This window comes from Pseudomonas sp. xss_2 (assembly GCF_043104195.1).
In the GTDB taxonomy this organism is placed as follows: domain Bacteria; phylum Pseudomonadota; class Gammaproteobacteria; order Pseudomonadales; family Pseudomonadaceae; genus Aquipseudomonas; species Aquipseudomonas urmiensis.
Genome location: NZ_JBICKL010000078.1, coordinates 1 through 8,909 on the forward strand (window position 1 = coordinate 1; position 8,909 = coordinate 8,909).

At 57.3% G+C, this 8,909-nt stretch carries 3 protein-coding genes and 2 pseudogenes; 4 read left to right on the top strand and 1 reads right to left on the bottom strand.

Annotated elements, in window-relative coordinates; all coding sequences use genetic code 11:
* Nucleotides 1–679 (bottom strand): annotated as a pseudogene (locus ACF8K2_RS20280) (sugar-binding protein); the annotation flags it as partial.
* A 176-nt stretch (nt 680–855) separates the two neighbouring features.
* Between ACF8K2_RS20280 and ACF8K2_RS20285 the strand changes: the two are divergent.
* The 4 genes and pseudogenes from ACF8K2_RS20285 to ACF8K2_RS20300 all read left to right on the top strand — a co-directional run.
* A complete protein-coding gene (locus tag ACF8K2_RS20285) occupies nt 856–6,345 on the top strand; it encodes a hypothetical protein (protein ID WP_392467274.1) in 5,490 nt (1,829 codons plus the stop codon).
* A gap of 66 nt (nt 6,346–6,411) precedes the next feature.
* Nucleotides 6,412–7,761 (top strand): hypothetical protein, encoded by a 1,350-nt coding sequence (locus ACF8K2_RS20290; protein WP_392467276.1) that lies wholly within the window; start codon nt 6,412–6,414, stop codon nt 7,759–7,761.
* 1 nt (nt 7,762) lies between these two features.
* Nucleotides 7,763–8,188: a hypothetical protein gene (locus ACF8K2_RS20295; RefSeq protein ID WP_392467278.1), complete on the top strand. Its 426-nt coding sequence runs from the start codon at nt 7,763–7,765 to the stop codon at nt 8,186–8,188.
* 42 nt (nt 8,189–8,230) lie between these two features.
* Nucleotides 8,231–8,909 (top strand): annotated as a pseudogene (locus tag ACF8K2_RS20300) (hypothetical protein); the annotation flags it as partial.

Sequence of the window (8,909 nt, forward strand, 5' to 3'; positions counted from 1 at the left end):
GCGCGAGCTCGCTGCTGCTGGTCGGCCGGTAGCGTACCTTCACACCGGTCTCCTTGGTATCGGCGAAGTCGTCCAGGCGCAGCAGGATGACCCCCGCGGCATCAGTGATGGTGTGCAGCCGCCAGGGTCTGCCCTCGCGGCTGGAACGCACATAGCTGAGGATCAGCTTGTGGCCTTCGGCCGAATAGACCTCCACGGGCAGGGCCGGCTTGCCGGTTTCGACCTGCTGGAGAATCTCTACCAGGCCACTGCGGTGCGCCACCTTGTAACGCTGCAGTCCTTGGCTGGCGAGCAGCGGGTACAGGTGGAAGCTGGCGAGCTTCTGCTCTTTCATGGTCAGGCGCCGCAAGCCGGTCACCGGGTCAGGGATCTCGCCTGTCAGGCAGAAGGTCTCGCCGGTGTGCAGAGAGACGATCTCGAAGGTTTTATTGCTGACGGGGTCGATGTGGTAGTCCACCTGCGACAGTTGCAGGTTCCAACCTTTGCCATAACCCGAATCGGTGCTGTTGAGCGGGCTGAAGAAGAGGCCCAGGGGCAAGGCAGGGCCTTGCAGGTCGTTGGCCGGGACTTCGGGGAAACGGATCGACACGGTGTACTGCCCGGTACGCGGGTCGACGCCGCTGGTGAGAAAGCTCATGAAGCTGAAGGCGTTGGAGTGCACGGCAGTCGATGCGGTCATGGTATTGGCCCACCTGGGTGATTTGCCGCCCCGTTGAACAGCAGCAATTGCGCAAAGGCTAACGCCGCATCGCGCCAGCCACACCTGGCATTTTTGCTAGTTGTGGCTCAACAACACTGCGCCTGACAATTTCCCCATCCGCATGCAGCACTTTTTGCCGATGAGGGAGCCCGTACATGAACGTTCAAGAGCCGAACGACCATCCACAGCCGTTCAGCGACGGAGGCGATGCAGGCTTCCCCGAGGCCGTCGAAGATTCCGTCGTTCACTTCAAGCAGTCGCATAACCTTGTCGTTGACCTGTCGACATTCTCGGGGGATGCGACGTTGATCGTGCTGCCCTATGACAGGATGACACCTGGGGATGAAGTGTGGGTGGATTTCGCCAGCGCGGACCCTATGAGAGAAACGGTCACGGAAACAAACGTGAACAGGGTGCTTCAGTTCCAACTGCCCCGTGCGGAACTGGAGAAAGTGAAGGGCGAAACCGCCTCCCTTAAATTCGCAGTTGTGGCCGGGATAGAGAGAAATTCGAAAACGCAGACTTTCACCATCCTCGAGCAAGACAGCGCCCCCTCCCCAAGGCTGGGCCCCATCCGCATCGAAGGTGCCAACAAGGACGAAATACAACCCGTCCCAGGCGGCGTGCAGGCCTACATCAAAAAACCTGACGAGATGCAGACCAACGACGAGCTGCTGCTGTTTGTCAATACAAAAAACCATGACCCGCTCCCTGACTGGCTCAGGCTGGACGAAAGCCAAGAAGGTGAAGACGAATTCACTTTCCTGATCAATCAGGCGCTGCTCGAGCTCAACCTCAACGAATGCATCCAGCTGTGGTATCAGTTCGCCGGCCCTGGACGTGGGCTGAGCTCGGAAGTACTCGAACTCAAAGTCACCGAATACAACCCGAAAGATGCTTCGGTGGTGCACTTCAAGCAGTCCCACGACCGGCACATCGACACGACTCAGTTCCGCACGGACGGTGTGCTGCTGGTGCCTCCCTACGACGACATGGCGGCCGACGATCATGTAGTGGTGTATTGGACGCTGGACGACCCCAAGTTGCAGCCGATGATGACGATGGAGCACACCGTCACGCCGGAGGAAGTGGGGTTTCCGTTGAAGTTTTCCCTGGCGCGTACGGAATTTCCCGGCGAGCGCAGCGCAACGACGCACTTCTGCGTTACCCCCAAAGGCGGCACCGAGCGAACATTCAGACAGCAGCACCTGACGATCGCGGCAGGCGCTGGAGCTTCAAAACCCCGCCTGCCCGAGGCGAGAATCGAGGGTGAAGATGCATCAGACTTGATCGTCGTGCCCGACCCGCAGGGCAAGGTCGTCCTCGTGCCAGCCTACCCGAACATTAAATTGGCCGACGAAGTGTATTTCCACGCCGATGGCCGAGGACCGACCGCGCCGCAGTTCAAACGTATCGACATGGACGACCTGGGCAGCAAGGACCTGAAGTTCAAGATCAGCGGCGAGCTGTTGCGGGCCAATACCGGTGATTACCTGGAGATGTTCTACCAGTTCGGGCGCCAGGGCCTGGCGTTGAGCTCCGAGAAACGCCGTGTGACTGTAAAGCAGTTTCAGGACGCCATCGAGATATCCCATGTACTGTTCCAGCAGGCCCATGATCGAGTGGTCGAACTGGACGCATTCAAGGGCTCCGCCACCCTGGTGGTGCTGCCGTTCCAGGGTATGGCCGAAGCCCAGGTGGTGAAGATGGTCTGGAGCGTGGACGAGGGGGAAACCTTTTACCCTCACACGATCAGCAAAGAGGATGTGGGCTCGCCCATCCGCTTCAGCATCCCGCGTGCTGTACTGGAGGCGGGCAAGAACAAACAGGTTTCCCTGCGTTACACCGTGGAAGCTGGAGGTGCACTGCCGGTCGGCTCGCAAAGCAGCAACTTCCGCATTCTTGAACAAGCCACGTCCCTGCCCGATCGACTGCCCGAGCCCTCGGGGCTGAGTGAGCCTCTACCCCCAGATAAACCTGTCCTTCTCACCGTCAAATCTATGCTGATGGCCGAAGGTGACGAGCTCGTTTGCTATGCCGAGGGTGCCTACCCATTGATACAAAGCCACCGCGTGAATGCCGACGACGTGACGGCAGGCAATATCGAGTTCATCCTGCCGGTCATCTGGTTGCAAGACAACGCTGGCTGGCCGATCACGCTGAGCTACCAGTTCGCCCGCAAGCAGCAGCTACTCAGCAGCGAGATCCTGGAAGTCCAGGTGGTTGAGCAACTGCTTGGGGGCTATCCACTGGTCCATATCGACCAGGCACATGACCGGGTGATCGACCTGGCGGTGCACTCCAAACATGCGACCCTGATCACACGTCAATATGAGGATATACAGGTACTGGACGACCTCCAGGTTGTTAGCCGCGGGGAGGATGGCAAGGAACGGCCGGGGTTGTCTCCCAGTCATAGGGTGCAAGCCGAAGATATCGGCGGGCCAATACTCTTTACCCTCAAACGCGATCATCTACTGGCGGCACAGGGCCAACTGTTGCGCCTGCACCTGCGCAGGCACAGGAAAAATGTAGCACCCCGTGATTATCCATCACAGGTTTTCAAGGTGGTGCACGACGCCCCTTCCAAAGTGGAAAAACTTGGGCCCGTGCGGGTCGACGGTCAAATCGCTACGCAGCTACCTGCCAGGCCAGGTGGCCTGGAGGTGACGATTGCGCTCGATCAGACTCACGCCAAGGAACGGGATGACGTGCTGTTGCTGGTCAGCAGCGAAACGACCACTTTAGTGCTGGACAAATCTATCGAGCGAGGCGACCTCGACGACCAGGAAGTCGTGATGATTATACCGGAAACCTTCCTCGAACCACATCTGGGCCAGACCGTCACGCTGTCGTACCAGATCGCTCGCCAGGGACGGGCCCTGAGCGCTAAAGCGCTGCAAGCTCGCGTTTACCGCGCCCCGGTGAGGCTCGATGGCGTGCTGGTGCATTTCAAACACGCTCACGGCATGGTCGTGGACCTGGGCACCTTTTCAGGACCGGGCATTCTGACCCTGCTGCCCTACCCTGATCGAGCCAGGGGCGACAAGCTGACGGTTTCCTGGGGCAATAAAACACTGCCCGCGATCGACGTGGACACCGACGATGCGACCCTGCCGCTGATGACCGAAGTGCCTCGTGAAATGTTGGAGGACGTGATTGGGGCCGACCCCACCCAATTGTTCCTGACCATCAGCAGGGACGATAGCCCCGACCGCATGACCGCGCCGCAACTATTGACAGTGCAGGAACAGAATCCCAACCCTTTGCCTTATCTGGAACCCCCACAACTGGAAACACCTCTGCAGGGGGTCATCTATCCGTTGCCCCAGGGCATTGAGGTCACCCTCCCTGGTTACGAGGGCATGGCCGTAGATGACGAAGTACTGTTCCATCCCTACCTGGTCGAGATGACCGCGCCGCAATGGAAAAAGCTCATCCATGCCGATGTTCAAAAAGGCACGCTGACATTCACGCTTGGCAAGGCACTGCTCGACAGCAGTGTCGGCAAGACGCTCAGTTTGCGCTACCAGTACGGACGCAAAGATGAAGCACTCAACAGCCGCGTGCTGCAACTGGATGTACTGCAGCACCCTGCCGCGATCGAGACCTCACGGGTCCACGTGAAGCAGTCCCATGCCCTGGTCATCGAAACGGACAGCTTCAGCGATAATGCACTGCTGGTGATCCCCGAGTACCAGGGCAAGGCCGAAGGCGACCAACTCACCATCAGCTGGGCACGCCTGGATCAACTGGCCACACCGTTCAACATCACCCACATCGTTGACAAGGACGATCTCGGGGTAACGATCACCAAGTTGCTCAACAAGGCCACGCTCGATGAAGCGCTGAACATCGGCGCTCAGTTGACCTTCAGCGTCAAACCGGTCAGTGGCAGCGAGCAACGCTCCGCCGTGCAGACCTTCGAGGTACTGGAAAAGGCCGACTCACCGCCGCCCCACCTTGATGCCCCGCAGATAGCCGGGGTGGTAGACGGCAAGCTGGAGCCCGTTATCGAAGGCGCCAAGGTGACGATCTACCTGACGAACGACTTTACCCGGGGGACGGACGTCTTTCTGCACATGAACGGCAAGGCATCCGTACGTCCCCTGGCCAAAAAGTTGAGCGCAACCGACCTCTCCGCCGGCAAGCTTGAATTCAGGCTGGCCGGCTACTGGCTGCTGGCGAATGCCGGTGCCAAGGTAGAGGTTTTCTACCAGTATGCCCGCCATGGCGAGGCACTGAGTTCGGCGCCCCTGTCCCTGCAGATTCTCGAGTCCGAAGACCCGACCCTGCCGGGCACGGTTGTGCATGCCAAGCAATCCCATGATCAGCTCATAGACCTGCATGCCTTCAAAAACGATGCAATGGTGTACGTGCTCCCCCATTCAGGCATGAACAAAGACGACACATTGATCGTGTACTGGCAAGGCTTTGATGGCCAGGAGTCGATCACTGAAGAATTCAGCCTCTCGGTCCCTGTCTCGGAACTGGATGAGACGCCGTTCGAGTTCCAGCTTCCGCGCACGCTACTCGAACCCTTGAGCGGCTTTGCGATTCATACCTACTACACCTTTGGCACAGAAGGCGAAGAGCCGTTTGTTTCCGCCAAGCAAACGTTTCTCATCGTCGACAATGACCCGTCCCCCAAGCCGTTGCTGCCCGCCCCTGCCGTCGAAGGCGAATCGGGCGGGCTGGTATACCCCTCTCCGGAGGGGGCGTGGGTGACCATTCCTGCCCCTGAGGGGCAACTCGAAGAAGATGAGTCGCTACTCTTTGCCGACGGTGCCACATCGATCGTGGCTTGGTGGGCCGGCAAGCCAGATAAATCTGAGCGCATCCATCTCACTGAAGAATTCCTCCTGCAGAACATCGGCGAAAGAGTAACGCTGTCTTACCAGTTCGCTCGGCCCCGCATGGCGCTGGCAAGCCATGAGTTCACATTCACTGTCGCCGAAAAACAGACACTGCCACCGCTCAGCCTGCAGGGAAGCAAATCAGAGGTATTTGCCGTCGATCTGCGCACTGGCGGGCGTTTTGTCATAGCCGGCGCCGCGCCACTGCTCAAAGGTACGGTCACGGTATATGTCCAGAACACCGCCACCGTGCCTGCCAAGACGCTGCTGACAATTACGTGCTGGACCCGCGAAAACGATGATTTCCATTTCGCCTTTGATCGTTCGAAATCGGCAATGCTGCTGGGCAAAACGCTCAAGTGTTTCTACACCCACGTTGACCCGGTTGGACTCTCGGCCAATTCAGACGTCATTGAGCTGACGGTAGAACCTCTGAGCCTCGACTCATTACCCTATCTCGAATGCGAATCGGCCATTGGTAGATCCGAGCTTTCCAAAGCCCGCGCAGGGAACGAGCTCATCTTCAATGTGCACGGCTGGCCCTTTATGGCCGCAAATCAGCGCTTCACGATAAGCGCGATCGCGGAGAGCGGCTATAGCATGGTCCTGCACGAAGGGTACGTCACCGATGATCAGGCCAAGGCGCTATCCGTTCAAGCGAAATTCGACAGCGATGCGTTCTTCATGATTTTCGGGATAAGCGGGACTGTCAGGTTTTGTGTGGAGATCAAGTTGGCAGAGGAAACGCTCGTCAAGCTCAGGAATATCGAACTCAGAATAGTGGCTTAACCGCCCGCCACGACCCTGTTGCACGGGCCAATCGGGCACACCTGTTTAATCAGCGGAGTACATGCGATGAGCGACCATCCCCACCAAAGCGCTGACCTGGGTTCGGTAGCGTTTGGACCCTCGCTTAGCCAGGCACTGAGCGAAGGTGCCGTAGTGCAATTTATGGCAGACCCATTGCTGCTGCCATCTGCACAGCGACACTGGAGCACAGATGCAAGCGGGACCATCGACCCAGGTACCGGCCTTTACCAGGCAGGCCGCGCGCCGCAAGGCACTAGGGGCAAGGTCGGCTGCGCACTGAACCTTAACGGCATCACCCTCACTGACAGCCTTTCCGTCAGCCTCGGTGCGCCGGACTGTGAAGATGCAGGTGAAGATAACCACTGGCGCAGCCTCAAGTCATTTGCATTGAGCACAGAGAATTTCAACGCGTCGTCGTCGATACTCCCTTGGATGTACAACAACGGCAAGCAGCAACTTCACCTGTCAGTGGAGTTGTCTACCGAGATCGGCGCTCAAGATCCCGGCGCCCTTGATCCTGGCGAACTCAAGACGTTGACGCTGTTCGAGCTTGACAGCCATCAGCCACTGGCAATCTTGGACGCTACCCCAGAGCCTATCCTGAACGACACGGCCATTTACTGGGCAGTGGCCAAAGTCCGTAACAGATACAGACTCGCAGTCCCGAATATGCCTACCCAGGCAGAGCCCGATCAGGCACACAAAGTGAACTACTACGTTCACTGCCTGGCGCCGAGGGATACTAAGCGGACTTTTTATGCCGGGGTGCGGGACAAGTTTGGATTCTGGCATTACAGCAATGGCAGCGCTCGAGCAAATACAGCCGCAATCACGCCCCTCTCGTATAAACCTACATATACTGTAGAACGGAAAGAAATAGATGGTTTCGACAAAACAGATGAAGGAGACCCCGCACGCTATGACTACAATTTCGAAACAATTGAATACTGGATCTTCCGCCTTGGCTCTGGAGAAATTCTTTCATACACCATAAAAGATGCACCACGGACATTGATCAAGTGGGAGGAGGATGCCTTTCATGTTCGCTTCGTAAGTTACACCGGAGTTATTATAGGCGGTAGCGCTCAAACGAATGTGACCTTTGACGTAGAGACGCTGAAAAATAGTGGTAATGATAATATTTTTTATATGTTCAGGGAAAAACACTGGACAGTGCCCACCCCACCACTTGACGCCAATACGATCGCGATAAGTAATCATCGCGTCTTTGACGTTAAATACGGAGATCGAGGACCGGCAGAAAAAGCACAAAAGCCTATAGAACTTGAGCTCCATGACCACTATGGAAATAGTCTTACCCTAGATGTGAGGTTTAAAAACAACCTCAGCGCTCATCGCGGCGCCGAACTGGACTGTACTATAAAGGACATATAACATGAGCGACAATCGATTCATGCCGCCCCTTCAAAATCACTCAACGGACATAACAAAAAAAGCATCAACGTCTTACGGAGGAATGATAACACTCACTGACAATGACAGAGAATATACTATCACAGCCCCTTTAAATAAGCGAGGAGAATACGGAATCTGGTGGATGCCTCTACACCTCTTCAAAATTGACAACGCCCCCGCTTCGACAAGGATAAAAATGACACCTTACAATGCTAGCCACGCACCTTACGAGATCGAAATTGCGGTATCAGGCTCTTCAACAGGCTGGATAAAAATATCTGACCTTTGGGGAAAATCCGCCGACCCTGAATCGGACAACATTGTTGCACCAGGCGTGATACTGACCGGCCGCAGCTCAAACAGCCCTAAGGCAATTGACTACGTAATTATTTACCCGAATTACTAGCTTACCCTACTTCCATAGAGCACCATTTTGCGGAGGTTACCCATGACCGCATCGACCGCCGTGCACTCCAACGCCTTCAGCTTCATGAGCTTCCTCACCAGCGGCGTCGACCCGCGTACCGGCCAGTACACCGTCTCGATCCGCATCCCCGAAGTGCGGGCCAACGACCTGCAAGGCCCCGCCCTGCCCCTGGGTTTGTTCTTCAGCCCGCTCAACAGCACCGATTCGGGCTATGGCAAAGGCTGGAACCTGCAACTGTCGCAGGTGGACTACCACACCGACCCCGTCAGCGCAAACACCTTCGAGATCGTCTCCCTGCACACCGGCGAGACCTTCTGCCTGACAGGCGAGATCACTGACCCAGTGACCGGGCTGCTGCGCCGGACCATGAAGGAGCAGAAGCTCGCCAGCTTCCACCTGTACCCGCTGCTCGCCAGCCAAGGGTTGCAGCGCTACAAGGTGGCCCACCGCAGTGGCTTGGTGGAGATTCTCCAGCAGCTCGAAGCCGGCCAGCCGGCCCTGCCCATGGAGGTCTGTTCGGCCGAAGGCCACAAGCTGATCCTCAGCTATGTGCGTTCCAGCCGCGAGGGCAGACCCTGGCGGCTGTCCACCATCAGTGATGGGGCGGGGGTCATCCTGCTGCGCCTGGACGACGTCGCCGATACCAAGGAGACCGGTGTGGCGGTGCGCTACCGGCCGACCGGCAGCAGCGAGTTCGCGC

Coding starts and splice junctions, on each gene's coding strand:
- ACF8K2_RS20285 (WP_392467274.1), top strand. CDS start 856: ATGAACGTTCAAGAGCCGAACGACCATCCACAGCCGTTCAGCGACGGA.
- ACF8K2_RS20290 (WP_392467276.1), top strand. CDS start 6,412: ATGAGCGACCATCCCCACCAAAGCGCTGACCTGGGTTCGGTAGCGTTT.
- ACF8K2_RS20295 (WP_392467278.1), top strand. CDS start 7,763: ATGAGCGACAATCGATTCATGCCGCCCCTTCAAAATCACTCAACGGAC.